The organism is Pseudidiomarina insulisalsae, from assembly GCF_003987065.1.
Taxonomy (GTDB): Bacteria; Pseudomonadota; Gammaproteobacteria; order Enterobacterales; family Alteromonadaceae; genus Pseudidiomarina; species Pseudidiomarina insulisalsae.
The window spans coordinates 125,301-150,764 of record NZ_PIPY01000008.1 but is presented as its reverse complement, the minus strand read 5'-3'; the positions used below and the strand labels follow the sequence as shown (position 1 = coordinate 150,764).

General features: G+C 53.9%; 28 protein-coding genes. 8 read left to right on the top strand and 20 right to left on the bottom strand.

What is annotated here, in order from left to right; genetic code table 11:
- Genes CWI71_RS08910 through CWI71_RS08900 form a run of 3 tightly spaced genes read right to left on the bottom strand, consistent with a single transcriptional unit; the run spans position 1 to position 3,228 of the window.
- Positions 1 to 570, bottom strand: coding sequence for a Slp family lipoprotein (locus CWI71_RS08910; RefSeq protein ID WP_241967673.1), 570 nt, complete (start codon positions 568 to 570; stop codon positions 1 to 3).
- A gap of 28 nt (positions 571 to 598) precedes the next feature.
- Positions 599 to 1,300 (bottom strand): tRNA (adenosine(37)-N6)-threonylcarbamoyltransferase complex dimerization subunit type 1 TsaB, encoded by a 702-nt coding sequence (tsaB, locus tag CWI71_RS08905; RefSeq protein ID WP_126754913.1) that lies wholly within the window; start codon positions 1,298 to 1,300, stop codon positions 599 to 601.
- Positions 1,297 to 3,228 carry a DNA repair helicase YoaA gene (locus CWI71_RS08900; RefSeq protein WP_126754912.1) on the bottom strand — a complete coding sequence of 644 codons (1,932 nt, stop codon included), beginning with the start codon at positions 3,226 to 3,228 and terminating at the stop codon, positions 1,297 to 1,299. Before CWI71_RS08900 ends, tsaB begins: the two co-directional genes overlap by 4 nt.
- A 393-nt stretch (positions 3,229 to 3,621) precedes the next feature.
- Here CWI71_RS08900 and hisG point away from each other — a divergent pair, with 393 nt between their 5' ends.
- From hisG to hisIE, 8 genes are read left to right on the top strand one after another with little or no spacing between them, the layout of a single operon-like run.
- Entirely contained in the window at positions 3,622 to 4,530 is a 909-nt protein-coding gene (gene hisG, locus CWI71_RS08895) for an ATP phosphoribosyltransferase (RefSeq protein ID WP_126754911.1), read from the top strand.
- Between the two features lie 5 nt (positions 4,531 to 4,535).
- Complete coding sequence (gene hisD, locus CWI71_RS08890) at positions 4,536 to 5,864, top strand: histidinol dehydrogenase (RefSeq protein WP_126754910.1); 1,329 nt, start codon at positions 4,536 to 4,538, stop codon at positions 5,862 to 5,864.
- The gene (hisC, locus tag CWI71_RS08885; RefSeq protein WP_126754909.1) at positions 5,861 to 6,964 is read left to right on the top strand and encodes a histidinol-phosphate transaminase; all 1,104 of its coding nucleotides are present in this window, start codon (positions 5,861 to 5,863) and stop codon (positions 6,962 to 6,964) included. The genes hisD and hisC overlap by 4 nt, the downstream gene beginning before the upstream one ends.
- Positions 6,961 to 8,037: a bifunctional histidinol-phosphatase/imidazoleglycerol-phosphate dehydratase HisB gene (gene hisB, locus CWI71_RS08880; RefSeq protein WP_126754908.1), complete on the top strand. Its 1,077-nt coding sequence runs from the start codon at positions 6,961 to 6,963 to the stop codon at positions 8,035 to 8,037. Before hisC ends, hisB begins: the two co-directional genes overlap by 4 nt.
- Positions 8,034 to 8,642, top strand: coding sequence for an imidazole glycerol phosphate synthase subunit HisH (hisH, locus tag CWI71_RS08875; protein ID WP_126754907.1), 609 nt, complete (start codon positions 8,034 to 8,036; stop codon positions 8,640 to 8,642). The genes hisB and hisH overlap by 4 nt, the downstream gene beginning before the upstream one ends.
- Positions 8,623 to 9,360, top strand: a complete 738-nt coding sequence (hisA, locus tag CWI71_RS08870; protein ID WP_126754906.1) for a 1-(5-phosphoribosyl)-5-[(5-phosphoribosylamino)methylideneamino]imidazole-4-carboxamide isomerase — start codon at positions 8,623 to 8,625, stop codon at positions 9,358 to 9,360. Before hisH ends, hisA begins: the two co-directional genes overlap by 20 nt.
- Entirely contained in the window at positions 9,342 to 10,142 is an 801-nt protein-coding gene (gene hisF, locus CWI71_RS08865) for an imidazole glycerol phosphate synthase subunit HisF (RefSeq protein ID WP_126754905.1), read from the top strand. The genes hisA and hisF overlap by 19 nt, the downstream gene beginning before the upstream one ends.
- Positions 10,143 to 10,158: 16 nt before the next feature.
- A complete protein-coding gene (hisIE, locus tag CWI71_RS08860) occupies positions 10,159 to 10,776 on the top strand; it encodes a bifunctional phosphoribosyl-AMP cyclohydrolase/phosphoribosyl-ATP diphosphatase HisIE (RefSeq protein ID WP_126754904.1) in 618 nt (205 codons plus the stop codon).
- Here the strand turns inward: hisIE and CWI71_RS08855 are convergent.
- From CWI71_RS08855 to CWI71_RS08780, 17 genes are all read right to left on the bottom strand, one after another.
- Entirely contained in the window at positions 10,773 to 12,179 is a 1,407-nt protein-coding gene (locus CWI71_RS08855; protein WP_126754903.1) for an MATE family efflux transporter, read from the bottom strand. The two genes, hisIE and CWI71_RS08855, sit on opposite strands and share 4 nt — an antisense overlap.
- Positions 12,180 to 12,190: 11 nt before the next feature.
- Positions 12,191 to 13,402 carry an aminotransferase class V-fold PLP-dependent enzyme gene (locus CWI71_RS08850; RefSeq protein WP_126754902.1) on the bottom strand — a complete coding sequence of 404 codons (1,212 nt, stop codon included), beginning with the start codon at positions 13,400 to 13,402 and terminating at the stop codon, positions 12,191 to 12,193.
- Positions 13,395 to 14,207, bottom strand: coding sequence for an alpha/beta fold hydrolase (locus tag CWI71_RS08845; protein ID WP_126754901.1), 813 nt, complete (start codon positions 14,205 to 14,207; stop codon positions 13,395 to 13,397). Before CWI71_RS08845 ends, CWI71_RS08850 begins: the two co-directional genes overlap by 8 nt.
- Positions 14,204 to 14,608, bottom strand: coding sequence for an MAPEG family protein (locus CWI71_RS08840; protein ID WP_126754900.1), 405 nt, complete (start codon positions 14,606 to 14,608; stop codon positions 14,204 to 14,206). The genes CWI71_RS08845 and CWI71_RS08840 overlap by 4 nt, the downstream gene beginning before the upstream one ends.
- 80 nt (positions 14,609 to 14,688) lie before the next feature.
- Positions 14,689 to 15,333 carry an adenylate kinase gene (adk, locus tag CWI71_RS08835; RefSeq protein WP_126754899.1) on the bottom strand — a complete coding sequence of 215 codons (645 nt, stop codon included), beginning with the start codon at positions 15,331 to 15,333 and terminating at the stop codon, positions 14,689 to 14,691.
- Between the two features lie 142 nt (positions 15,334 to 15,475).
- Positions 15,476 to 17,377 (bottom strand): molecular chaperone HtpG, encoded by a 1,902-nt coding sequence (gene htpG, locus CWI71_RS08830; protein WP_126754898.1) that lies wholly within the window; start codon positions 17,375 to 17,377, stop codon positions 15,476 to 15,478.
- A 76-nt stretch (positions 17,378 to 17,453) separates the two neighbouring features.
- A complete protein-coding gene (recR, locus tag CWI71_RS08825) occupies positions 17,454 to 18,062 on the bottom strand; it encodes a recombination mediator RecR (RefSeq protein ID WP_126754897.1) in 609 nt (202 codons plus the stop codon).
- An 11-nt stretch (positions 18,063 to 18,073) separates the two neighbouring features.
- On the bottom strand, positions 18,074 to 18,403 hold the full coding sequence (locus CWI71_RS08820) for a YbaB/EbfC family nucleoid-associated protein (protein ID WP_126754896.1): 330 nt from the start codon (positions 18,401 to 18,403) through the stop codon (positions 18,074 to 18,076).
- 24 nt (positions 18,404 to 18,427) lie between these two features.
- The gene (dnaX, locus tag CWI71_RS08815) at positions 18,428 to 20,323 is read right to left on the bottom strand and encodes a DNA polymerase III subunit gamma/tau (RefSeq protein WP_126754895.1); all 1,896 of its coding nucleotides are present in this window, start codon (positions 20,321 to 20,323) and stop codon (positions 18,428 to 18,430) included.
- Between the two features lie 58 nt (positions 20,324 to 20,381).
- On the bottom strand, positions 20,382 to 20,906 hold the full coding sequence (locus CWI71_RS08810; RefSeq protein WP_126754894.1) for an adenine phosphoribosyltransferase: 525 nt from the start codon (positions 20,904 to 20,906) through the stop codon (positions 20,382 to 20,384).
- The gene (locus CWI71_RS08805; RefSeq protein ID WP_126754893.1) at positions 20,903 to 21,313 is read right to left on the bottom strand and encodes a response regulator; all 411 of its coding nucleotides are present in this window, start codon (positions 21,311 to 21,313) and stop codon (positions 20,903 to 20,905) included. The genes CWI71_RS08810 and CWI71_RS08805 overlap by 4 nt, the downstream gene beginning before the upstream one ends.
- Positions 21,314 to 21,336: 23 nt before the next feature.
- Positions 21,337 to 21,465 carry a hypothetical protein gene (locus tag CWI71_RS12150; RefSeq protein WP_275069845.1) on the bottom strand — a complete coding sequence of 43 codons (129 nt, stop codon included), beginning with the start codon at positions 21,463 to 21,465 and terminating at the stop codon, positions 21,337 to 21,339.
- Between the two features lie 52 nt (positions 21,466 to 21,517).
- A complete protein-coding gene (locus CWI71_RS08800) occupies positions 21,518 to 22,267 on the bottom strand; it encodes an HvfC family RiPP maturation protein (RefSeq protein WP_126754892.1) in 750 nt (249 codons plus the stop codon).
- On the bottom strand, positions 22,236 to 23,078 hold the full coding sequence (locus CWI71_RS08795; RefSeq protein WP_126754891.1) for an HvfB family MNIO-type RiPP peptide maturase: 843 nt from the start codon (positions 23,076 to 23,078) through the stop codon (positions 22,236 to 22,238). The genes CWI71_RS08800 and CWI71_RS08795 overlap by 32 nt, the downstream gene beginning before the upstream one ends.
- Positions 23,063 to 23,425, bottom strand: coding sequence for an HvfA family oxazolone/thioamide-modified RiPP metallophore (locus tag CWI71_RS08790; protein ID WP_126754890.1), 363 nt, complete (start codon positions 23,423 to 23,425; stop codon positions 23,063 to 23,065). Before CWI71_RS08790 ends, CWI71_RS08795 begins: the two co-directional genes overlap by 16 nt.
- Positions 23,426 to 23,547: 122 nt before the next feature.
- A complete protein-coding gene (locus CWI71_RS08785; RefSeq protein ID WP_241967671.1) occupies positions 23,548 to 24,846 on the bottom strand; it encodes a tetratricopeptide repeat protein in 1,299 nt (432 codons plus the stop codon).
- A 5-nt stretch (positions 24,847 to 24,851) separates the two neighbouring features.
- Positions 24,852 to 25,463 carry an energy transducer TonB gene (locus CWI71_RS08780; protein ID WP_126754889.1) on the bottom strand — a complete coding sequence of 204 codons (612 nt, stop codon included), beginning with the start codon at positions 25,461 to 25,463 and terminating at the stop codon, positions 24,852 to 24,854.
- Between the last annotated feature and the right edge of the window lies 1 nt (position 25,464).

Genomic DNA, 25,464 nt, shown 5'->3' with positions numbered 1-25,464 from the left:
TTAGTTGTTATTGTCCTGCTTTGGCTCATTGTTGTTGCGCACCGGTACCGGATAATAGACCCGGTAAGGTGGTGAGTACCAGTAGTGGCGGTACCACAGCGAACTATAGTCCACTTCAGCACGATTCTCATCAACTTCTTTCCACAAGTATTTACCGGTGACATTAAGAGTCGGGAATAAATACGGGAATTCATCAATTTTGTCTTCAACCGGCTCGCCTATCACACCGGTAAAGGTGACAAAACGGCCTTTCTCATAGACCATAGGATCAATAAAACCGTCTATCATGGCCCGAAAACGGCCGTCACTGCTATCGGTCGCCACTGGGCGGCCATAGGAGTTGAGCGGATAGTTGACCACCTCAACAATAGTGCCGTCATTATTATTGCGTACCTGCGCAATGACACCACCCCAACGCGCCATTTTACCGGTCGCTTGCTGCGGGTTTTCCAGCGCGGTCGCGTACTCAACTAAATTTGTATTTTCGACAACTGCAAGTTCGTCGGGAACCATCGAACATGCACCTAAGCTAAGTGCCGCTATTGCCGTTAGCCAATATTTCAACATCATTTGTACTCCTGGTTTAGCTGGTGGGCAGTTAACTGCGTCCCGGCAACTTCTGCCATGCCACTTCATTACGCACGTATAAAGGTTCAAGCTGCTCCGCTGCCACGGCTGTCACCTGACTAGCCAGCGTCAGCATGTCTTCAGCAAGTGGCAAGGTAACATCATTTAAGACCGCAACTTCGCCCTCTGGGTTCAGCTGCTCCGCATAAGCCTGCCAGCCGGTACCTGCCCCGAACACGCTCGACGCCTGATTCAACAGTTGCGGCCACCAGTGGTGCGCACTGACCGCAGTCAACGGCGCCATTTGTGGTTCCAACTCCTGAACTGCCTGGCCCTGTCGGGCAGTAAAGACAGCAAGGTAAACCTCGTTCATACGTGCATCAATTGCACTGACAACAGTTTTCGCGTCATGTTTGCGAATGGCCTGTTGCGCAAGTGCTGCTAAGGTAGAGACGGGATAAACCGGTAAAGTGTGACTGAAAGCTAGTCCCTGACAAATCGCAACGCCAATTCGCACGCCGGTAAAGCTGCCCGGACCATAACCGCAGACAATGCCATCAACATCCGCCAGCGTCAGCTGCGCCTCGTCCAGCACTTGTTCGACAAATTCCAGTACCCGCTGTGAGTGTTCACGCGGGGTAATGGCCGCGCGCTGAAACACTTCATCGCCTTTTTTCAGCGCCACGGAGCATTGTTCAGTGGCGGTGTCGATAGCTAAAAGAACAGCGGTCATGCGGGAATATCTCCATTAATTTCGGTCAAAAACTCCAGCGCCTGCTCAAGGTCGCGGGTACGGCGCAGTGGCGGCAAGCTGGCGACAAACAATTGCCCGTACGGCTTGGTGACCAGTCGCTGATCACAGACAATCAGTACGCCGCGGTCATTGCGGTCACGAATAAGTCGTCCCGCGCCCTGCTTCAGGGCAATAATAGCGGGCGGCAATTGTACCTGAGTGAAAGGCTCGACTCCACGCATACGACAGTCTTCAATACGTGCTTGCAATAGCGGATCATCGGGCGCGCCAAAAGGCAGTTTATCAATAATGACACAGATGAGCGCCTGCCCCCGCACATCGACGCCTTCCCAAAACGAGGAAGTACCTAACAGTACGCCGTTACCGGCGGCAATAAAGTCGGCCAGTAACTCGCGTTTATTGGTGCTGCCCTGTACGAACAACGGGCGGTCGGTCAGGTTTTCCAGTTGCCGTGCCACCAACTGTAACATCCGGTGGCTGGTAAAAAGAACGAAGGTACCGCCACGCGGATTCGCGTCCAGCACCTGGGTGGTGATCTGGATCAGACGGTCGAGCATTTCGCGCTGATGAGGCTGCGGTAAAAACCTTGGAACGCATAAAATGCCCTGTTCGGCAAAAGCAAAAGGGCTTGGCAAACACAAGGTCTGCGCCGACGCCAGCCCCAGCAGACGAGTGAAATGCCCAAAGTCATTACCAATGGCAAGCGTGGCCGAGGTAAATACCCAGCTGGCCTCTGATTCACGCACATAGCTGCCGAATTTATCGGCCACCTGCAGCGGCGTCTGATGCAGTACGACGTGCCGCGGTGTGGTCTCGAACCAAAAGCTGTATCCGGTGCGCTGGGTGTCCTGCAACAGTTGCCAGATGTGCATAAACTGCACGCAGCGTTCATACAGGTTGTCGAGATCCTGGCTGCGGCCCAGAGCCGCCTTCACCACTTCACGAAATAGCTCGAGACTGTCGGTTAACTGCGCGGCGGCCGTTTGAATACGCTCATCGTGCGCCAACTGGCGCCAGTTGCCGCGCTGCGGATCGATCGGAAATGCCAGGCGCCAGTCACGCAGACTGCCAATGAGCTTATCTGCGACCTTGTCCAGCTGACGCAGATCTTTCAGCTCAGTCAGGTAAATCGCTTTTGCGTCCTGCGCCATTTCATGTAGTTGCCGACTGCCAAGCGCCTCACCAAAATATTGACTGGCAATATCAGGTAATTGATGCGCTTCGTCAAATACCAGCGCGTCAGCATGAGGAATCAGTTCACCAAAGCCGACATCTTTTAACGCCATGTCAGCAAAGAACAGATGATGATTAACCACCACAATGTCTGCTTCCAGCGCGCGCTTACGCGCCTTGACCAGGTAACAGTCGTCATAATCAGGACAATCACGACCCAAGCAGTTGTCGACCGTGCTGGTCACATGTGGTAACACTTCAGCATCTTCAGGCAAGCTGCTTAATCCGCCCATGTCACCGTCTTCGGTGCGCAGTGCCCAGCGTTTGACTTCAATTACCTGTTTTTGCACGGCCAACGACAACTCGTTTCCCTGTGCCTGTGCCTGCGCCAGACGGTGGGTGCACAAATAGTTGCTACGCCCTTTGAGCAGACTCACCTGCTTTTCGGGTGCAATGGCGTCGCGCAACGCCGGCAAGTCGCGGTGAAATAACTGTTCCTGCAAGGCTTTGGTGCCGGTTGATATCATCGCTCTGCCAGAGCTTTTTAAGATGGGTACCAGATAAGCATAGGTCTTACCGGTGCCGGTCTCTGCCTCGACCACCAACTGCCCCTTGCTCTTAAGCACTTTGCCAATGGCACTTGCCATTTCTGTTTGTGCCGCACGCGGCGCGAAGCCTGGCAACGCTTTCGCCAATGCACTGTCAGGTTCAAAATAGGTTTGTATTGCGGTCATGTCGGCGTGTTTTTTACGGCGTTGAACTTTACCGGCTAGAGTAGCGTATTCACCGCTGAATGGCTATGCGCGAATGTCGGCGCCTGGTGAAGGTTAAATGTGGCAATCAAGGCGTAAAACAAAGTTATACAAGTTGCCATACAACAAATCAGCCGATTCAATAAAATCAGGGTTGCAAGAGCAAATTTAGAGCTATACAATCTTGCCATCAAATGAACAAAAGCAACGTTCTGGAATTTATTCATGCGTTATACAACCTGGCACCACCATCATATCGGAACTCGAAGTTAGCCTCGTTGCAGACGCTGAGGGCTAACACTATGGTGGTTGCCTTCATCATTCAAGAACCCCGAAAGGCAACCTTTCGGGGTTTTTTTATAGGAGATTTAAAACATGGTCGTCGATACCAACTCAAAACGCTTAACCATTGCGATTCAAAAATCAGGCCGGCTCAGTAAAGAGTCCCTCAAACTTCTCGAAGCCTGCGGCGTTAAGTTTAATCTGCACGAAGCGCGTTTACTTGCTCACAGCAGCAACCAACCGATTGACCTGTTGCGCGTGCGTGACGATGACATTCCGGGCCTGGTCATGGATGGCGTGGTTGACTTGGGTCTGGTGGGCGAGAATGTACTTGAAGAAGTGCGACTAGAGCGTGAAGCTACCTCGTTAAAAGCTGAGTTTAAGAAGCTACGGGCACTGGAGTTCGGTCAATGCCGCTTGTCACTGGCCGTTCCCAAAGAAGAGAACTACCAAGGCGTGCAGGATCTGCAAGGCAAACGTATCGCTACCACCTACCCGTACTTACTGCAGGACTATCTGAAAAAGCAAAATGTCGCGGCATCAACTGCTATTTTAACCGGCAGTGTTGAAGTGGCTCCGCGCGCCGGGCTGGCCGATGCCGTCTGTGACCTGGTATCCACCGGTGCCACCCTGGAAGCCAATGGGCTGGTAGAAAAAGAGGTCATCTTCACTAGTCAGGCGCAACTGATTCAGCGCCCACAACAGCTAAACTCCGCCAAACAAGCCATGATTGACCAGCTGTTGCCACGTCTGGACGGCGTGCAGATGGCACGCGAGAGCAAATATATTATGTTGCACGCCCCGCGCAAGGCACTGGAGCAAGTATCCGCTCTGCTTCCCGGTGCCGAGGACCCGACTATTTTGCCGCTTAGCCACACCGACGAGTTAGTTGCTGTGCACGTGGTCAGCACCGAAACCTTGTTCTGGGAAACCATGGAAGAATTGAAGGCCATCGGTTGCAGTTCTATTCTGGTGTTGCCAATCGAGAAAATGATGGGGTAATCGCAATGCAAGAGTCCACGCTTGATTTGCAACAACGTACCTTTACCTGGACGGACTTAGCTTCGCAGCAACGCGAAGAACTGCTTCAGCGGCCGACGCAACGTGCTTCAGCTGAGCTTGAGGCCACGGTATCGGCCATCATTGCCGCGGTGCGCGAGCAAGGTGATGCTGCCGTGTTGCGCTATACCCGCCAGTTCGATTGCCCTGACCTAACCGAGCTGCGTTACCCACAGGAGCGCATTGACGCGCAGGTTGCCATACTTGATAACAAAACCCGCGACGCTATTGATACCGCTTACGCCACTATTCGTCGCTTTCACGCTGCGCAACAGCCGCAGAACCTGACCGTGGAAACCGCGCCAGGAATTGAGTGCCGGTTAAATTATGCACCGCTGAATGCCGTCGGGCTCTATATTCCTGGCGGCACCGCAGTGCTGCCCTCAACAGCATTAATGCTGGGTGTTCCGGCGCAACTCGCCGGGTGTCCGCGGGCAGTATTGGTCAGCCCGCCCGATAGTAACGGCGATCTGGCACCAGCATTGATGTACGCCGCGCAAAAATGCGGCATTACGGAAATTTATCGTTGCGGTGGCGCGCAGGCGGTTGCAGCCCTGGCTTACGGTACCGAAAGTATCGGCAAGGTGAACAAAATTTTTGGTCCGGGCAATAGTTTCGTCACTGCTGCCAAACAGGCTGTTTCTCAAGACCCTGCAGGTGCTGCCATTGATATGCCCGCCGGACCCTCTGAGCTTCTGGTCATAGCGGATGCCAATGCCAACCCGGCCTATGTCGCCGCAGACCTGCTTTCACAGGCGGAGCACGGTAGTGACTCACAGGTCATTCTGCTCTCACCCTGCGCCACACAAATTACTGCGGTGCAGCAGCAGTTGTACCAGCAGTTGGAGCAACTTTCGCGCCAGCAGATCGCACGACAGGCGCTGGCCAACAGTGCTCTGATTCAGGTTGCGGATTTGGATGAAGCCGTGACCATCAGTCAAAACTACGCCCCTGAACACTTGTCGATTCAAACCGACAACGCCGACGATCTGGCCAAGCGCCTCACCAATGCCGGTTCACTGTTCATCGGTGCCTATACGCCCGAGTCAGGCGGTGACTATGCGACCGGCACCAATCACGTGTTACCGACCTACGGTTTCGCCGATACCGTGAGCAGTTTGGGGTTACTTGATTTTTATCGCCGCTATACCAGTCAGAAAGCCACCCGTGAAGGTCTGGCCGGGCTGGCTGATGCGATCGTCGCGCTGGCCGAGGCTGAAGGGCTGGACGCGCACGCGCGCGCAGTTACCGTACGGTTACAGGAGCAGGAAGTATGAGTAAGTCAGTGGACTTTATCGCCGCATTACAGCGCCCGCACCTGGCGAATATTATTCCCTATCAGTCGGCGCGTCGCAGTATGAGCGGCGGTTCGACCTGGTTAAACGCTAATGAAGCGCCACAAAGCCCGGCCTTTCCTGAGCAAGGCAACTGGCACCGCTACCCCAGCTTTCAGAGCGATGCGTTGAATCAAGCCTACGCGGATTATGCCGGCGTTGACCTGGCGCAAGTGCTGAGCTGTCGCGGCAGTGACGAGGCCATTGAGCTTCTGATCCGCAGCTTCTGTGAGCCCCAGCGCGACGCGGTCATGATTACCACGCCGACCTATGGCATGTATGCTATCAGCGCTGTGACGCATGGCGCCGATGTCGTCGACTGCCCGCTGCAGCCCGACAGCGACGGTACTCTGCAGCTTGATGTTGCCACTATGGTTGAGCGGGTTAACACCGACACGGCCAGTCGGGTGAAACTGATCTTCATCTGCAGTCCATCCAATCCGCTGGGCAATGAAGTGAACACTGCCAGGCTGCAGAGTTTGCTGGAGCAGGTGGGCGAGCGTGCGCTGGTCGTGCTCGATCAGGCCTATATCGAATTCATCGCTGGTGATTCTGCGCAACGCGATATTACTTCATGGTTGGCGCAATACCCGCAGCTAGTAGTACTGCGCACCCTGTCGAAAGCCTTTGGCCTGGCGGCTCTGCGCTGTGGTTTTGCGCTGGCGCAAGCCGAGGTAATTGAGATTTTGCGCAAGGTGATTGCGCCTTACCCGCTGCCCGAGCCGACCGTTCGCGGCGCAACCCGGGCGCTGAGTGCAGAGGGTATTACCCTGATGCAACAACAACTGGCAATGGTGCTTGATCAGCGTGATCGGTTACTGGCTGAACTGTCGCGCCGTGACTGGGCGCAAAAGGTTTGGCCCACGGTCACCAACTTTGTGCTGATCAGCGTCGAAGATGCGGACGCGCTGGTCCGCCAGTGCCAGCAAGCCGGTGTTCTTATTCGAAATCAATCAAGTCAGCGTGGCCTTGGCCAATGTGTCCGTATTAGTATTGGCAGCGCTGAAGAAATCGACCGTTTATTGGAGGTACTCCCCGCATGAGTGCGCAACGTATTCTTTTTATTGACCGCGACGGCACCCTGGTTGAGGAGCCACCGGTCGATAAGCAGCTCGACAGTATCAGTAAGCTGGTGTTTGAGCCGCGTGTCATTCCGGCGCTGTTGGCCCTGCAGCAGGCGGGTTACCGGCTGGTCATGGTATCCAATCAGGACGGTCTGGGTACGGACAGCTTCCCGCAGGCGAACTTTGATGCGCCGCACGAGTTAATGATGGCCATTTTTAATTCGCAGGGCGTCAGCTTTGATGACATTCTCATCTGCCCACACTTTAGTGAAGATCAGTGCAGCTGCCGCAAACCGCATCTGGGACTGGTGAAAGATTACCTGCAACAGGGTCGCATTGATTTTACTGACTCGTACGTGATTGGTGACCGCGAAACGGACCTGCAGCTGGCCGAAAATATGGGCATTCGTGGCCTGCGTTACGACCGCGAAAGCTTCAACTGGCAGGCTATTCAGCACCAGTTGCTCGATCGCCCTCGCACCGCGAGCATTAATCGCACCACCAAAGAAACGGCTATTGATATCAGTGTCGACCTCGACGCGCAGCGGCCAATTGCTATCAGCACCGGCATTGGCTTTTTTGATCACATGCTGGAGCAGATCGCGACCCATGCCGGTATTGCGATGACCATTCAGGTCACGGGCGATTTGCATATTGACGAACACCACACGGTCGAAGACACTGCGCTGGCACTTGGCCAGGCGCTGCGTCAGGCGCTGGGCGAAAAGCGCGGCATTGGACGTTTTGGTTTCGCGCTGCCCATGGATGAGTGTCGTGCCGAGTGCCTGATTGATCTGTCCGGACGCCCTTACCTGGTGTTCTCGGCGGATTTCACCCGCCCGCAAGTGGGTGAGCTGTCAACCGAAATGGTCGAGCATTTCTTCCGTTCAATCAGTGACGCCATGGCGGTTTCGTTGCACGTCAGTACCACTGAGGGCAACAGTCACCACCAGGTCGAAAGTTTATTTAAAGTCTTTGGCCGCGCGTTACGCCAAGCCGTTGCCCGTAGCGGTGACAGCGCGCTGCCCTCAAGTAAGGGGATGCTGGCATGAGTCTGGTCATTGTCGATACCTCATGCGCTAACCTGTCGTCGGTAAAGTTCGCGTTTGAGCGGCTGGGCGTGCAACCGGTGATCAGCGCCGATGCGACGGTGATCCGTAATGCCGGGAAGGTAGTCTTGCCGGGCGTTGGCACCGCAAAAGCAGCGATGCGCAACCTGCGTCAGCTGGAGCTGGTGGACACCCTCTCGTCACTGGAGCAGCCTGTACTGGGCATCTGCCTGGGCATGCAATTGTTGACTGAATGGTCCGCTGAAGGTGATGTCGACTGTCTGGGTCTTATTCCCGCGCGCACCGTAGCACTGGAAAGTCAGGGCCGGCCGCTGCCGCATATGGGCTGGAATACCGTCAATGAAGCCGGCCATAATCCGCTACTGCGCGGTATTCAGGCACCGGCATACTGCTATTTTGTCCACAGCTATGCGGTCGCACCTGATATCACCACCATTGCGACCACCGACTACGGCCAGCGCTTCGCCTCGATGATCCGCTCGAAGAACTACTTTGGCGCGCAATTTCACCCCGAGCGCTCGGGCGCCGTGGGCGCACAAATTCTGAAAAATTTTATGGAGTTAAGCGATGCTGATACCCGCGCTTGATTTAATTAACGGCGAAGTGGTTCGCTTACAGCAAGGCGACTTTGCCCGCCAGACCACCTTTGCCAGCGATCCGCTGCCTATTGCCGAAGCTTACGCGGCGGCGGGCGCGACCTGGCTGCATGTGGTTGACTTAGACGGCGCGCGCGACCCGCAGCAACGGCAAATCGCCACCTTGCAACGTCTGGCTGCCAAGCTGCCAATGAAACTGCAGGTGGGCGGCGGTATTCGTCAGCGTAGCGATTTAGAGCAGTTGTTCGACAGCGGTATTCAACGCGTTGTCATTGGCTCACTCGCGGTTAAAGAGCCTGATCTGGTCGCCGCGTGGCTCGAAGACTTCGGTAGCGAAGCTATTGTGCTATCGCTGGATGTCAGTATCGCCGCCGATGGCAACGCCTATGTTGCCACCCACGGCTGGCAGGAAACCTCAGAGCTGACGTTGCAACAAGCCATTGAGCGCTTTTTACCGCACGGACTGCGCCATGTGCTGTGCACCGACATTGCTAAAGACGGTATGTTAGGCGGTTACAATCTTGAGTTATATCAGCGTTTGAAACGCGATTACCCGCAACTGGTGATTCAGGCGTCAGGTGGCGCGGCGAAACTCGATGATCTGCGCCAGTTGCGCGCCTTTGGTTGCGACAGCGCTATTCTGGGCAAAGCCCTGTTGACCGGTAAGTTCACTCTGGAGGAGGCTTTTGCATGTTGGCAAGACGCATAATTCCTTGTCTGGACGTTCGTGACGGTCAGGTGGTCAAGGGCGTACAGTTTCGTAACCATGAAATTATCGGTGACATTGAGCCGCTGGCTGAGCGCTACGCTTTAGCCGGTGCTGACGAGCTGGTGTTTTATGACATTACCGCCTCGTCGGACAGCCGCGTGGTCGACAAGTCGTGGGTCGAGCGTATCGCCCGGCGAATTGATATTCCCTTTACCGTTGCCGGCGGCATCAGCTCGATTGAGCAGGCGCGGGAACTGCTGGCCATGGGTGCCGATAAAATCTCGGTCAACTCGCCGGCGTTACGTGATCCTGATCTGATCAACCGGCTGGTCGATGAATTCGGCCAACAATGTATCGTGATTGGCATCGACAGCTTTTTCGACGCCGAGAGCGGCCGTTACCTGGTGTATCAGTTCACCGGTGATGAGAGTAAGAGCCAGCGCACCCGCTATGAAACCGCCGAGTGGCTGCAACAGGTGATTGAACGCGGTGCCGGTGAGATTGTGCTGAACTGCATGAACCAGGACGGTGTGCGTCAGGGCTATGATATTGAACAGCTAAAAGCCATGCGGGCGATCTGTCCGGTGCCCCTTATTGCCTCAGGTGGTGCCGGGAACGCCGATCATTTTGAGCAGGTATTTCGACAGGCCAATGTCGATGGCGCCCTCGCCGCTTCGGTGTTTCACAAAAACACCGTGGTCATTGCCGAGTTAAAAGCGCAATTACATGCGGCCGGTATTGCGATCCGTCAGGACCAGAACGCGCCAGCGCAGGTGAAATAACAAGGAATCACGTGTTATGCAAGTAACCTTAGAAAACTATCAACAACTGGACTTTGCCAAACAGGACAATCTGTTGCCGGCCATAGTACAGCATGCCTATACCGGTACCGTACTAATGCAAGGCTATATGAACACTGATGCGCTGCACCAAACCCTGGGGCAACAGCTGGTCACCTTCTACAGCCGCAGCAAACAACGCTTGTGGTGTAAAGGCGAGTCATCCGGCAATACGTTGCGCCTAGTGAGCATGCATAGCGACTGTGACGCCGACAGCTTGTTGGTGCTTGCAGTTCCGGCCGGACCGACCTGCCATCTGGGCAGCGAAAGCTGCTTCAGTAGCGCTGGTTTCAGCGAGCAGCCAACACTCAGCCAACTGATGCGCGTAGTACAACAGCGTGTCGCCAACGCTGACAGCAAAAGCTACACCGAGCAATTGCTGGCGGCGGGAACCAAGCGCGCCGCGCAGAAAGTGGGTGAAGAAGGTGTTGAAGTGGCGCTCGCGGCCGCCACCGGCGACCATGACGAGCTACTGAACGAAAGTGCCGATCTGCTGTACCACTTACTGGTGGTGCTGCACAGTGAAGGCCACGAACTGGCAGATGTGTTACAGGTACTCGCGCAACGCCGCCGTTAATCGGCATCCTCCGCCACCGCGGTCGGCAGGTTGCGGGCATAGCGCTCGCTGACGTGCTTTAAGCGCCAGGTTAATAAGACCGCGGCAATAGTGAGACCAATAATAAAACCGATCCACATACCGGCCGCGCCCATGGCCGGACCGAGTATATCTGTCCGCGACAGTAAAATACCTATGGTCAGGCCAAAGGGCCAGTACGAGACAAAGGTGATCAGCATCACCGCTTTGGTGTCTTTATAACCCCTCAGGGTTCCCATCGCGACCGCCTGGAAAGTATCGGACAGCGTAAATATTGCCGCTAACCCCATCAGAGTGGCGGCCAGTTGGATCACCGCCTGATTCGGGGTATACAAACTCGCCAGCCAGGCCCCTCCGAGCCACATAATGAGACCGTTCACGGCCGCAAAGGTCATGCCATAGACGGTCGCCAGCTTATGGCTGAGCATGGCATTGGCCGGGTTGCCCGCGCCCAACGCGAAACCAACTCGCAAGGTTACAGCCATCGACAAACTTAAGGGCACCATGTACACCAGCGAGGAAATATTCAGCGCAATCTGATGACTGGCAACCACGGTAGCGCCTAAGGGTGCAATCACCAATGCGGCAGCGGCAAACAGACTGACCTCAAAGAACATCGCCGTGGCAATAGGAAAACCCAGCCGCACAATGTACCAGACATCGTCCCAGTCAGGTTTATACCAACGCTGGAATACGCCAATCGCCTGAAAACGTTTGGCCCACAGCACATAAAGCAACAGCCCTAAGGCCATGACCCACAGCACAATGGCCGTTGCCAGGCCACAGCCGGCACCGCCCATGGCGGGCAGACCAAACTTTCCATAAATTAAAATATAGTTGGCGGGAATATTCACCAACAGGCCGATCACCCCGATGACCAGCGAGGGTACGGTATGCGATAAGCCTTCACAGAAATTGCGCAAGACCATGTAAATGACCAGCGCCGGCACGGCCCAGATCAAATAAGACAGGTAATCAAGGGTAATGGTGCGGAAGGTATCTTCGACGTCCATGGCATTGAGGATCAGAGGCGCGCAGAAAATAACTGCAACACACAACAGGCTACCGATTAGCGCCGCGTAAAAGCCCTGCTGCACCATATTTGCCACTTTGTGGCGCTTATTAGCGCCGTCAAAATGGGAAATAATCGGCGCCAGCGCCAGCCCCATGCCAAAGACCAGGAGTATCGACGGAAACCAGATACTGCTGCCGACAGATACCGCCGCCAGGTCCGTCGCACTGACACGCCCGGCCATGACCGTATCGACCACGCCCATCAGCATTTGGGTCAGTTGCGCGATGAGGATCGGGCCGGTTAAACGGGCAAGCTTTTTCGACTCCTGCCACCAGTGATCGGGGCGAGGCAGTGGCGCGGTAAGGCTCATGCAGTTGTCTCTTAGTCGGATTCAGCGAACAGCTGACAGGCTTCATCTAGTGCGGCGCACAGGCGCTCGCAGTCGGCGGCGGTATTATAGGCCGCAAGTGATACTCTGACCACCGCCTCGTGCTGCCAATAACGTAAAAGTGGTTGCGCGCAATGACTGCCAGCGCGCACCGCAATAGCGTGTTCGGCTAAAAAACTGGCCAGGTCAAAGGCATGAATATTGGGCGCGTAAAAGCTAATCAGTGGCAAGGCATCGCCCTGGTAAGGTAGTAACTGCAGCCAATTGCGCTGTTGCAGTTGCTCACGCAATTGCTGCGTTAGCTGCTGCAAGTAGCCGGTCAGGCCACGTTCACGTTGCGCGCGAAGCCATTGCGCTGCTGTCGCACCGGCAATAATGGCGGCAGTATTCGGCGTGCCTGCCTCCAGCGCGTGCACACCACTCACCCACTCGGCACTGTGCTCCTCAACGCGGGTCACCATTCCGCCGCCCACCACCAGTGGCTGCAAGCGCGCTTGCAGCGCATCGCTTACATACAATACGCCACAGCCAGTGACACTGTACATTTTGTGCGCAGAAAAGGTTAAGGCGTCGCACTGCAGTGCTACCACATCCAGTGGCACACTGCCCACCGCCTGCGCCGCATCCACCACAGTTACGGCACCAAATGGCCGGGCATGCCGGGCGATTTCAGCCACCGGCAGTATCTGACCGGTAACGTTACTTGCCAGCGTTATCGCGACCAGCTTACAGGACGGGGTAATGACCTCGCGCCAGTTTTCCGTCAGCACGCCACTACGCGGGTCCAGATCGAGCCAGCGCAGGCGCAGACCGTAGCGCTGTGCCAGGCGCTGCCAGGGTAAAAAGTTGGCATGATGTTCCGCGCGCGAGACGACAATTTCATCACCCGCCTGCCAGTCCAGCTCCAGTCCGTTCGCCAGAAGGTTAATGCTATAGGTTGCGCCCGGGGTAAAAGCAATCTGTGAGCTAGTAGCACCGATAAAGGTCGCCAGCGAGGCGCGCGCGTTTTCCAACGCCGCGGTTGCCTGCTGTGCCAGAGGGTAACTGCCGCGATGCGCGTTAGCGTGGCCATGCTGATAGTAATTCAGATAAGCAGACAACACCTCGTCAGGCACCTGACAACTGGCCGCGCTATCAAGGTAGACCAGCTCGGGCTCGTGGCGAAACAGAGCAAATTCCTGTCGCGGCGACGGATAATCAGGCATCCATCTGCTCCGTTTGCCGCGCAAGAAAGCTAACCAGATGGGGATTTACCAGCTGAGGATGCGTCAGTGGTCCCATATGGCCACAATCAAGTTCTTTCACACCCACCTTGGGCAATACCTGGTGCAACTGCTCAGCGACTCGTCTGGCGCTTTGCTGGGTATGCCGTCCGGTGAGTAACAACACCGGCACGTCAATCCGGCGATAATCCACCAGCTTGTGCGGCTCGCCCATCAGTGCGGCAAAATCCATCGCCACCTTGCCCGCTTGCTTCGCCATCAGTTGCTGCAGCTTGTCCGGCAACGCCGCAAAAAAGCCCGGATGGTTCCAGTAATCAACAAAGGTCGCGGTGCTTTTCAGCGGCGCATTCTCATCCATCTGCATAGCGATGGATTCGATTTCCTGCCGCGCCGGCTCGTTGTCATTCAGTACATGAAAGGCGACCGGCTCAAACACTGCCAGTGCCTGCACCGGCAGCAAGCGCTCTAGCGTGAGCTTAAGTGCCAGTGCCCCGCCGTACGAGTGGCCAACCAGAATCATCGGCTGCTCACCAACGAGTTGCTGCACGCCTGCGACCACGCGCGGTACTTCATCGCTAAAGCGAAAGCCTTCAACGGGCGCATCCGGCGCGGGTGGAGCTTTGCCGTAGCCCAGCAAGTCGACACCAATAATATCGTAACCGTCCTGTAGGCGACCAATCAGCTCGCGCCACTGGCCGGTATTACTTTGCGAGCTATGCAGTAACACCACGGGGGGTGCGCCCTCCTGACCAAAGCGATGAAAGCCTTGAGGTAAATCTGTGGTCATAGTCCCAACCCAACGGCGTAACCGAGCATATAGCCTGCTTCAACTAATAACACGATAAAGGTGCCCAGCACGCCAACGGTGCGCGCCCACGACGGACCAATACTCATGCGCAGCCCCAGCGCGTGACAGATCCGCGCAATAAATAGCAGCCCGCCGAGGCCATGTAGCAGCGTCGCACTGGCCCCGCTTAATTCCATTAGTACAAGTAACAGCAATAACAGCGGAACATATTCGGCGAAATTGGCGTGAATGCGGGTCGCAACCTCAAGATCTTTCGACTGGCCGGTGCCAATACCGACCCGATCGCGCCAGCGCAAGCGGATGACAGCTACAGATAACGCAAAATAAAGTAAGGCAAGCAGCCCGGCGTAGATCATGCTGATTTGTAATTCGACAGCCATTGTTATTCTCCTTTTGGTCGACTACAAAAAAGCCCACTCAAGGTGGGCTTTTCAAAAATACGTTTCATGTACAGCGCTGGTTAGCCGAGGAGTTCGCCTAACTCTTTGCTGATGGTTTCAACGTCGCGTGTTCCGTCTACTTTATGGAACACCGTATTGCCCTGTTCAGCTAGTTTACGATAATACTCAACTAATGGCTCGGTTTGTTCATGATAAATTGCCAGGCGCTTGCGCACGGTCTCTTCTTTATCATCGTCGCGAATGATCAGATCTTCGCCCGTGACATCGTCTTTACCCGGCTGTTTCGGCGGGTTGTGCTCAACATGGTAAACACGACCTGAGTCGGGATGCACGCGACGGCCTCCCATACGCTTCACGATAACGTCGTCCGGCACTGCGAATTCGAGTACTACGTCGACATAAATTTCAGCATCCTGCATGGCATCTGCTTGTGGGATCGTACGCGGGAATCCATCCAGCAGGAAACCATTCTGGCAATCAGGTTGCGCGATTCGCTCTTTAACAAGACCGATCATAATATCATCAGAAACCAGCTTGCCAGCATCCATGACGGCTTTCGCTTGCTGTCCTAATTCAGTACCGGCCTTGATCGCAGCTCGTAACATGTCACCTGTTGAGATTTGTGGAATCCCAAAGGTTTTCATCAAGAACTGCGCCTGAGTACCTTTCCCGGCGCCTGGTGCGCCCAACAGGATAATGCGCATTTACAACCCTCTTTCCTAATTGTATTGGTTTGCGTTGAATTAAGCTCGAACTTTACCGCCTAGCGGCGTGCTTTACAAGTCCGAGCATTGCCGACTTTCGTCGACAATGCCCAACTTGCTTATTACCACGTTGACGGCTCGCTTAACTCAACTTACCCGCGCTAAGCTCCATCATCAGGCGGTTCAGACGTGTGACGAATTGTGCCGGATCTTTCAGGTTGCCGCGTTCCGCAAGGGTGGCCTGATCCAGTAGCAACTGCGCCCACTCGGCAAACTTGTCGTCATTGTCCAGCTCGACCACTTGTTTCACCAACGCATGCTCAGGGTTAATTTCGAAAATGTACTTGGTTTCCGGCACTTTTTGTCCCGCAGCTTCCATCAGCTTCGCCATTTGCGTGCTCATGTCATGCTCATCGGTCACAATACAAGCCGGTGAATGCGTCAGACGGTGTGTAACACGTACTGACTTCACTTTTTCACCCAGTGCTTTCTCAAACCGCTCGACTTCACTGGCAAAGGCCTTTTCCAGCTCTTCGTGCTGTTTTTTGTCTTCAGCGTCGTCAAGCTCACCCAGGTCGAGATCACCACGGGTCACGCTTTTGAACGACTTGTCCTTGTACTCGCTCAGATGGCTCATTAGCCACTCATCAATGCGCTCAGACAATAACAGTACTTCGATGCCCTTCTTGCGGAAGATTTCCAATGCCGGGTTATCCCGCGCTGCTTCATAGCTGTCCGCGACAATATAATAGATGGTCTCCTGTTTCTCAGCCATACGCTCAATGTAGGCATCCAGGCTTACCGTCGCTTCAGCTTTATCTTCATGGGTTGACGCAAAGCGCAGCAGGCCGGCAATTTTCTCCTGATTCGCCTGATCTTCCGCCGGACCTTCTTTGAGCACGGTACCGAAAGTATTCCAGAATTCCTGATACTGCTCAGGATCATCTTTCGCCAATTTACTCAACATACTGAGCACTTTCTTGGTGCTGCCACTACGCATGGCGCGGGTAATTTTGTTGTCCTGTAAAATTTCCCGTGACACGTTCAGTGGTAAATCGTTGGAATCCATCAAACCACGGACAAAGCGCAGATAGGTCGGCATCAGCTGTTGCGCGTCATCCATAATAAAGACGCGTTTTACGTATAACTTAATACCGTGCTGTTGATCACGGTTCCATAAATCCCATGGCGCGCGCTTCGGAATGTACAACAGGCTGGTGTATTCCTGTGTACCTTCCACCTTGTTGTGGCTCCACAACAGCGGATCTTCAAAATCGTGCGCGATAGTTTTATAGAACTCTTTGTATTCGTCGTCGCTGATCTCGCTCTTCTCACGCGTCCACAACGCCTGACCTGAATTCACTGCCTGCCATTCTTTGAGCTTACCGTCGTCGTCGCGCTCTGGCATTTCGACCGGAATATTCAGATGATCAGAGTACTTGGTAATAATGCCGCGCAGACGGTGCTCATCAAGGAATTCACTGGCATCTTCACGCACATGCAAGATGATGTCGGTGCCCCGCTGCGCTTTTTCGATAGCGCGGATGTCAAACTCGCCTTCACCTTTCGACTGCCATTCGATAGCGTCTGCCTTGTCGGCACCAGCGGCGCGAGTACGTACGGTGACGCTGTCGGCAACGATAAAGGCGGAATAGAAACCCACCCCGAACTGGCCGATCAGGCGGCTGTCTTTGGCTTGATCACCGGAGAGCTGACTGAAAAATTCTGCTGTTCCCGACTTGGCGATGGTACCGAGATTGCTCATGACTTCGTCACGGGTCATACCGATACCGTTATCGCTGATGGTAATGGTGCCCGCGTCTTTGTCCGCGCTGACACGTACCCGCAACTCGGCATCGTCGGCGAGCAGGTCACTATTGCTCAACGCCTTAAAACGCAGCTTATCCGCCGCATCAGAGGCGTTTGAGACGAGCTCACGTAAGAAGATTTCCTTGTTTGAGTAAAGCGAATGGATCATCAGATGAAGCAGTTGCTTCACTTCGGTCTGAAATCCATGCGTTTCTGCTTGACGGGTCTCCGCCATAGTGGTTTCTCCTGCACTAATGTTATGAACACTAGTGCAGAGATGGGGACGTCTGGTAGCTTTTCAAGGGAGGAATTTAATCGAATTGTACCCGTTTGCGACCGCTAAAGGCATGGCCCAGCGTCGCCTGGTCAACATATTCCAGCTCGCCACCAACTGGCACGCCGTGCGCGATGCGCGACGTGGCAATGTCATGCTGTCGGGCCAGCTCGGCAATATAGTGCGCCGTGGCTTCACCCTCAATCGTCGGGTTGGTGGCCAGAATAATCTCGCTGATGGCCTCGGTGCTAATGCGCTCAGCCAGTTTATCCAGCCCGATATCCTCAGGACCAATGCCATCGAGTGGTGACAAATGTCCCATCAGCACAAAGTAGCAGCCCTGATACTGTCCGGTCTGCTCAATCGCTAATACGTCGGCAGGAGTCTCAACAATGCACAGCAAGCCGCTGCCACGGCGAGCCTCGTCCTGGCATAACTCGCAGACAGCCTGCTCGGTCAGGGTACGACAAACATCGCAATGCCCGACGCGCGCAATCGCATCCGCCAGTGCCTGTGAGAGCTGCAAGCCACCCTCACGCTGACGCTCCAGGATCTGAAACGCCATACGTTGGGCAGACTTCGGACCCACCCCAGGCAAGGTACGTAACGCTCGGATAAGCTCGCTGATCGCCGGACTTAAACGCATTGCTCAGCGCCTTAGAAAGGTAGTTTCATACCTGGTGGTAAGTTCATACCACCTGTCACTTCTGCCATACGCTCTTTGGTCGTCTGTTCAACCCGGCGCACGGCATCGTTAATCGCGGCGGCAATCAGATCTTCGAGCATTTCCTGATCGTCGTCTTCCATCAGGCTTGGATCGATATGCACGCGACGCACATTGTGATTACCCAGCATGGTCACTTTGACCATACCTGCACCCGCTTCACCAGTCACTTCCAGTTTCGCGATTTCGTCCTGGGCCTGTTGCATGCGCTCCTGCATTTGCTGCGCCTGCTTCATCATATTACCCAATCCACCTTTAAACATAATTACCTCGTTATCTTTCGTTTCTTAAAGCGGTTGTACCGAGTCTTCTATTAACCGGGCACCAAAATGTTCAGTTAATTGCTGCGCCAAAGCATCGTCAGCGAGATTTTGCTTTGCCTGTGCCAGGCGTTTTGCGTCAATGGTCTGCTGTATCTCAAAAGGTGTGGGCTGTGACGTATTTTCCAAGGTAATCGCCACTAAGCTCATGTCCAGACTGTCGGTTAAAGCCTGACGAATCGCCTCGGTTGCACCGTCACTCATCAGGTGTTGCCAGTCTTCCCGCACATACAACTGGTAGCCCTGCTCATCTTTTTGCAACACGCTGTTACGAGCTAACTGCCGCGCCAGTCCGTCCAACTCAAGGTTATCGATAATGGCGGCCCAGCGATCGACTTCAGCGGCGCTGCGAGTTGATTCAGAAATTTCCAGAGCTTCGTTATCGCTCACCATTTTCGCCTGTGGTAGCGACTCTGGTTGCGATTCTGGCTGCGATTCTGGCTGCGCCGCTAACGGACGCTCCTGCACGGCAACATCATCAGCCGTTGCCGAAGTAGTTTCACTACTGCTTAACTTTTCAGGATTTTTTTTTTGCTGCAGCATGGCCCGGGTTTCTAACAGCGCTGACAAGCTGTCTTCACCGGTGTCCGGCTCTGGTTCAGGCTCTGGTTCCGGGGCAGCTTGTGGCGCTGGCTCGGGCGCCGTCATCATTGCTGACTCCGGCGTTGGTGCCGGCTCAGGCACTTCTTCTGGCGCCGGCTTTGACTCCGTAGCAGAGACGGTTTTTGCTACTTTGGCGATCTGCGTGGTATCGGCAGGACTGCGCTCCATTAATTCCAGCTTCTGCGGGCGGAACGCCATCATGCGCAATAAAGTCATTTCCACGCCACTGCGGACATCGGCAGCATAGTTTAAATCACGTCGCCCCTGCACCAGAATGTCGTAATACACCTGAATGAGTTCTGCCGGTAATTGTTGCGCCAGATGCTGATCTTCCACCGCCAGACCTAAGGTTTCGGCAACTTCAGGTACGGCCTGGTAAAGGGCCAGCTGGTGTACGTAATTTTGCATTTCGCTCAGCAGATTACTTAAATCCGGCACCTGACCGGCAATCCGCCCCAGCGTATTCAGTAATTCTGCGCCCTGGCCGCTCAGCACCTGCTCCAGCAAGATTGCGAGCTCAAAGCTGGGTACTGCGCCCAACATCTGCTGTACACCGGCCATTGTGACCTGCTGCTCGCCCTGAGCGATGGCCTGGTCAGTCAGGCTTAAGGCATCACGCATACTGCCGCGTGCCGCGCGGGCGAGCGCAACTAAGGCGGGCTCTTCAAAGGTGATGCCTTCTTGCTGTAACACGTAGGCAAGATGATCAGCGATTTCCTGCCGATCGAGCGCCTTTAAATTAAATTGTAAGCAGCGCGATAAGACCGTGATCGGAAGTTTCTGCGGATCGGTCGTTGCCAGTAAAAATTTCACATGTTCCGGTGGCTCTTCCAGCGTTTTCAACAAGGCGTTGAAACTGTGGCGCGACAACATATGAACTTCATCAATCAGATAGACTTTATAGCGTCCCTGAGTTGGCTTGTACTGCACGTTATCAAGCAGTTCGCGGGTGTCTTCGACCTTGGTGCGCGAGGCAGCATCAATTTCCAGCAAATCAACAAAACGCCCTTGCTCAATAGCCTGACAGGCGCTGCACTGGCCACATGGCTGTGGCGTTATACCTTGTTCACAGTTGAGGCTTTTGGCCAGAATTCGCGCAATGGTCGTTTTACCTACGCCGCGGGTTCCGGTCAGCAACCAGGCATGATGCAGCCGGCCGGACGCCAGCGCGTTCATTAGTGGCTTGAGTACGTGCTGCTGTCCGACAACGTCGGTAAAGGTATGCGGGCGCCATTTCCGGGCGAGCACCTGATAACTCATACTAGCTTTCCTTGTCGAACTCGGTAATCGATGACATGTCAGATGCCATTACGTTACCTCAAAATCGGCACAGGGTATAGTATGGAATAGCGGCTTGTTGCAGGCGATCAACGCCCGGCAACTGGTCCAGGCTGATGACAAAGGCGCATTCCTGAAGACTGGCGCCGGTTTGCTTAACCAAATCAACCGCGGCCAATACGGTACCACCGGTGGCCAGCAGATCATCGATAATTAATACGTGGTCGTGCGCGCCAAGCGCGTCGGTGTGAATTTCCAGCGCATCTTCACCGTATTCCAGTGAGTAACGCTGTTGCAGAGTCTTCGCTGGCAGTTTGCCCGGCTTGCGCAGCGGCACAAACCCAATCCCCAGTGCATAGGCTAAAGCAGTACCAAAAATGAAGCCACGCGCCTCAATGCCGACAATTTTAGTCAGGCCGGCGTTGCGATAGCGCTCGACAAAGCTGTTAATAGCTTCGGCAAAGGCATCGCCATCGGCCAGTAACGGCGTGATATCACGAAATACAATACCCGGCTTGGGATAATCGGGAACGGCGCGGATCACGCTACGGATACGTTCTCTCATGAAGCTTCCGAGCTTTGGTTGCGCTGCGTCTGCGGGTGCATGGTTTGCCAGAGGTCAGCAAGGAGCCCAAGCAAACGTTGCTTCTCAATTGGCTTGGCCAGGCATAAGTCGGCGCCGGAGCGTCGTGCGCTGTCTTCTATGTGCTTGATGTCCTGGGTGGACATCAGCAGTAGAGGCGTTTGCTTATAGCTTGCTAAACTCCGCAGGTTCCGTAACAGGTTCATACCGTCGAGCAAAGGCATTTTGTGATCCGCAAGGATCACATCAAAGACTTCTGCCTTTGCTTTATTAAGTCCTTCCAGACCATCCTGCGCATAGCTGACCACAAATGGGGTCTCGGCAAGAATAGCAAGAAGTTGGTCACGGGTTGCCGGCTTATCTTCCACCAGCAAAAGTTTGCGAGACATAAGGTGCCTTTTAGGTAAAAGGTTTACGCAGACAGGTGTTTATACCACTGTAATATTGCTGGCAGGCAAGGAATGCCAACCACGACCAGTACTGCGAGCCAACCCACCCATGGTTTGCATGATGGGTCACGAAAGTTTTCATTGGTAGCCATATCGGGATTCCTCACAACAGCAGCTAAATTTTTCGGGGCGGATCATACTTGATTAAGGCTTCATGAACAACACAAAGCGCTCGCAAAAGTCGTCAACCAGCCTGAACAGCCCTGCCGCAAGTTGCTGCGGATCCTGCTCCGGGAACTGCATTAGCAGCGCTTCACACAACGCAGTGAAGTTTCGTGGCTGTGCTTGCAGCAAGCTAAGCGTATGAGCTGTCAGTGGATTTAATTGCAAAAATTTAACCGTACCGGTGTCCGGTAGTTGGTAGACCAGAACAATGTAAGGTTCATCGAGAGCTGCGTCGGGTTGATGATCCTTGTCAATTTTCGCAACCGGGTACTGATACACGCCTATCATCGCCGTGGAATTGAGATAAAGAACCGTGTCGTCGTTAAGCGTTTCGACTGCGGCAAGCGTTTCATCAAAGTGAGCAAATTTGACCTCAACTTCAATACGCTCGTAATGCGCAAGCTCAAACAACCATGCTGGCAAATCACGTTGCGCCAGGTCGACACCAGCCAGAAAGTCAACAAACTCACTACCGATATCAGAAAACAACGGCGATTTTGAAGCATGGGTGGCTATAAACCCGGCAACCAACGCCTGCCAGCGTTCGGCACCTAAGGTCGCTTGTACCACCGGGAAGCCGTTACTTAGAAACTGCGAAATATTATTACGTATCAGCCGGCGGTAAATGGCCAGTCGGCGCGACTCCACCTGCGGAAAATCAGCAGTGGCGTTATCGTCACGCAACCACTGTGCCAGCTTAAACTGTATCTGTTTGAAGTTGTCGCTCACTGCCTGCTACAACACCTTGTTGAATGGTCTCAATGCGCCCCATCTCCTGCACCAGTTGCGGCAACGGGGGAATATTAAAATCACGCTCTAGTACGGTTGCAAAAACGCCGTGCTGTTCATAAGCAAATTTGAGTAGTTGCCAGACTTCCGGCTTAACATCAGCACCGTGCGTATCGACAAATAAGTCATCGTATTCTTCGCTATGCCCGGCGATATGGCCATAGACAATGCGTTCACTGGGCAAGCCGGCGATAAACTGATAAGGGTCATAGCCATGATTCACGCTGTTAACAAAGACGTTATTAACGTCAAGCAATAGCTTGCAATCGGCTTGACGAAGAACCGTATTGATAAACTCGAGCTCACTGAGCTCATTGGCGAAGCTGGCGTAATAGGAAACGTTCTCGAGTACCAGCGGGCGCTCGATGATGTCCTGCACCTGCCGCACGCGCTCGACGACATGGTCAACTGCTTCTGACGTGAACGGAATCGGCAGCAAATCGTATAACTGCCCCGCTGCCGAACAATAACTTAAGTGCTCGCTGTAGACGTCGATTTCAAAGCGGTCAAGAAATGCTTTGACCTTGCGAACGAAGGCTACATCAAGGGGATCGGGACTGCCGATGGATAACGACAGACCATGACTGGTCAACGGCGCCTGTTCTCGCACCTGATCAAGGGTGCGGTAGGCATCACTGCCACGGGGAAACCAGTTCTCCGGCGCAAGCTCCCAGAAACCTACACTAGGAGCTTGTTCCAGAACGTCAGCGAGAAATTCGCGGCGTAAACCTAATCCTACTGTCCGCCGCACTTCCCTTCACCACATTTGCCTTCGCCACATTTACCTTCTTTGGCTTTTTCCTTGGCTTTATCGTGAGCGTGCTCTTTCTTGTCGGCTTTCTTGTCTTCGCCGCACTTACCTTCACCGCATTTACCTTCGCCACACTTGCCTTCTTTGGCTTTCTCTTTCATTTCTTCTTTGCGTTTTTCACCGCATTTTCCTTCACCACACTTGGCTTCTTGCTCTTTGCTTTGTTCCTGCTGATAGCCAGAACCCAGGTCAGAGTAACTAAAAGGATTCGCGGCAGCTTGAACGGAAAGGCCGCCCGCCAATAATGCACCGACGGTTACCGCTACTGACTTTTTCATGTTGCTCATTCTGTCATCCTCTTTTTGCTAAATGTCGTTATGACATCTGTTAACTATAGCTGTTTTCCAAAAAAAAACCCCGCTTTTGAGGCGGGGCTTTACAACTTTTTTTCGCTATCGAATTTAAATGCTTACAGAGAAACACCTAAATTACTTGCTTTGCTACGGATGTACGATTCCCAGCTACGCGCATTGCGGCGTTGGTCGTCATATTCCTGGGCTTCCTGAACATACTCCAGTGCATCACTGAATTTGTTCTGATAGAAGTAAGCCTCTGCCAACGACATGTAGATCGGACCCGGTTGGTCATGACCTGCGTTGAGAGCTTGCAAATAAGCGTCTGCCGCATCATCGTATTCTTCGGCGCGCAGGTGTGCGGTGCCTTTCTTACGATAGTAGTTCGCGCGATCCTGACGCTCTTCAGCTAACTCAGCTGCCAAGCCGTACACTTCTGCTGCCCGTGAATATTCACGCGCCATCTCGAAGTTGTTTGCCGCACTGTAATAGTTACGGGCAGTCTTCTCAATGTCACCGGCATTCAGGTGCTTCATCATCAGACGTGCTGAATCATAAGGAATGCCGTTGTTGCCATACAGTTGTACTAATGCTTTGTATTGGCTTTCCTTGTCAAAATAACCGGCCAGGTAAGCAATTTCTAATGTTTGCAGAGCTTTATCAATACGCTCTTCTAACATGTAGATCATACCTAACTGATTCCACCAGGTTTTTTCGCCAGGAATCACCGCAAGGCCAGCTTCTAACACGTCAATCGCGTCAGAATACATCTTACGTTCATAGTAAGAAGCAACCTTCAATACATAAGCGTTTTTGTTTGGCTCTTCGTAATACTGAATCGCTAAATCAGCCGGACGGATAATTTTGTCGAATTCTTTCAGCTCATAATAAGCGTTCGCAATTCGCAAAAAGACTTCCGGATTTGCTTCACCAGTAAACTGCAACCATTTACCGTAGTACTCGACAGCATCACGATACTTCTCTAACTGCAGACTCAAATCGGCTGCTAGTTTAAGAGAAGACGCCTGATCAGACCAACCCAGAATATCTGCGTCGGTTGCACGCGTAATACGCTGATAAGCTTCCTCAAGACGGTTGTCGCCGGCGTAAAGGTTACCCAGGAACCGATCCACGTAAGCCCGGTCAAAAGCTTCGCTTGGTTCGATATCTTCAAGTACCTCAATAGCGCCTTTGATGTCGTCTTCTTCGCTGTAGAGCTCATACGCATTCATGATGCGACGACCCACCCGCTCAGAAACCGTAACGTTCTGACGGTTTTCTTTGCGCTGTGCGATGGTTTCCGCTGAAGGCAAGTTGTAATTGATGTCTTGTGCGCTTGCGACAGGCGAACCTGCCGCTAACACGCCACACAATACACTCGCGCTAATCAGCATAGTGAGTTTTTTGTGCATCATCGTTATTACTCCTGATCCAGACTGAAGTCGAGTTGGACCGTCTGACCTGGTTGTGCAACCGGCTTACCGTCAACCATCTTCGGATTGTACTTCCAACGCAACAGCGCACGACGTGCTTCCTGGTCAAAGACCCGGCGAGGGTTGGAGTCAAGTACTTCGACGTCAGTTACACCACCCGTTTTATCGATAGTGAAACGTAACAGTACCCAACCTTCAACACCATCCCGCGCTGCAGCTGGCGGATAGCGAGGGTTAATACGTACCACAGGTACGGCTTCACCATCACGCATCATCGCACCACTGGCGTCGAACCCAGTGTCCGTTCCACCTACATCAACGTCAAAACCAAGGTCAAGATTCATACCTTCAGCGTCAGACGTATCTGGCTCATTCGGTGGCGTTTCCGGCGGCTGAGCCGGCGGAGGCGGCGGTGGTGGCGGCGTACGACGACGCTGATCCACTTCCGACTCTGGCGGCTGCGTCACAATCTCAATGACTGACGACGGTGGAGGCGGTGCATTTCGCCCTTCGCCCCCACTGATCAAGAACGCCATGAACGCGAACAGAAGGAACGTAGCTGCAGCACCTAATAGTATTGATACTATAAAGCGCACCATA

Coding starts and splice junctions, on each gene's coding strand:
- CWI71_RS08850 (WP_126754902.1), bottom strand. CDS start 13,402: ATGCCTGATTATCCGTCGCCGCGACAGGAATTTGCTCTGTTTCGCCAC.
- CWI71_RS08790 (WP_126754890.1), bottom strand. CDS start 23,425: ATGAGCAACATGAAAAAGTCAGTAGCGGTAACCGTCGGTGCATTATTG.
- hisC (WP_126754909.1), top strand. CDS start 5,861: ATGAGTAAGTCAGTGGACTTTATCGCCGCATTACAGCGCCCGCACCTG.
- CWI71_RS08785 (WP_241967671.1), bottom strand. CDS start 24,846: ATGATGCACAAAAAACTCACTATGCTGATTAGCGCGAGTGTATTGTGT.
- hisD (WP_126754910.1), top strand. CDS start 4,536: ATGCAAGAGTCCACGCTTGATTTGCAACAACGTACCTTTACCTGGACG.
- hisG (WP_126754911.1), top strand. CDS start 3,622: ATGGTCGTCGATACCAACTCAAAACGCTTAACCATTGCGATTCAAAAA.
- CWI71_RS12150 (WP_275069845.1), bottom strand. CDS start 21,465: ATGGCTACCAATGAAAACTTTCGTGACCCATCATGCAAACCATGGGTG.
- htpG (WP_126754898.1), bottom strand. CDS start 17,377: ATGGCGGAGACCCGTCAAGCAGAAACGCATGGATTTCAGACCGAAGTG.
- hisH (WP_126754907.1), top strand. CDS start 8,034: ATGAGTCTGGTCATTGTCGATACCTCATGCGCTAACCTGTCGTCGGTA.
- adk (WP_126754899.1), bottom strand. CDS start 15,333: ATGCGCATTATCCTGTTGGGCGCACCAGGCGCCGGGAAAGGTACTCAG.
- dnaX (WP_126754895.1), bottom strand. CDS start 20,323: ATGAGTTATCAGGTGCTCGCCCGGAAATGGCGCCCGCATACCTTTACC.
- CWI71_RS08780 (WP_126754889.1), bottom strand. CDS start 25,463: ATGGTGCGCTTTATAGTATCAATACTATTAGGTGCTGCAGCTACGTTC.
- CWI71_RS08820 (WP_126754896.1), bottom strand. CDS start 18,403: ATGTTTAAAGGTGGATTGGGTAATATGATGAAGCAGGCGCAGCAAATG.
- CWI71_RS08810 (WP_126754894.1), bottom strand. CDS start 20,906: ATGAGAGAACGTATCCGTAGCGTGATCCGCGCCGTTCCCGATTATCCC.
- CWI71_RS08805 (WP_126754893.1), bottom strand. CDS start 21,313: ATGTCTCGCAAACTTTTGCTGGTGGAAGATAAGCCGGCAACCCGTGAC.
- hisF (WP_126754905.1), top strand. CDS start 9,342: ATGTTGGCAAGACGCATAATTCCTTGTCTGGACGTTCGTGACGGTCAG.
- tsaB (WP_126754913.1), bottom strand. CDS start 1,300: ATGACCGCTGTTCTTTTAGCTATCGACACCGCCACTGAACAATGCTCC.
- CWI71_RS08840 (WP_126754900.1), bottom strand. CDS start 14,608: ATGGCTGTCGAATTACAAATCAGCATGATCTACGCCGGGCTGCTTGCC.
- hisA (WP_126754906.1), top strand. CDS start 8,623: ATGCTGATACCCGCGCTTGATTTAATTAACGGCGAAGTGGTTCGCTTA.
- CWI71_RS08910 (WP_241967673.1), bottom strand. CDS start 570: ATGATGTTGAAATATTGGCTAACGGCAATAGCGGCACTTAGCTTAGGT.
- CWI71_RS08900 (WP_126754912.1), bottom strand. CDS start 3,228: ATGACCGCAATACAAACCTATTTTGAACCTGACAGTGCATTGGCGAAA.
- hisB (WP_126754908.1), top strand. CDS start 6,961: ATGAGTGCGCAACGTATTCTTTTTATTGACCGCGACGGCACCCTGGTT.
- recR (WP_126754897.1), bottom strand. CDS start 18,062: ATGCGTTTAAGTCCGGCGATCAGCGAGCTTATCCGAGCGTTACGTACC.
- CWI71_RS08845 (WP_126754901.1), bottom strand. CDS start 14,207: ATGACCACAGATTTACCTCAAGGCTTTCATCGCTTTGGTCAGGAGGGC.
- CWI71_RS08855 (WP_126754903.1), bottom strand. CDS start 12,179: ATGAGCCTTACCGCGCCACTGCCTCGCCCCGATCACTGGTGGCAGGAG.
- hisIE (WP_126754904.1), top strand. CDS start 10,159: ATGCAAGTAACCTTAGAAAACTATCAACAACTGGACTTTGCCAAACAG.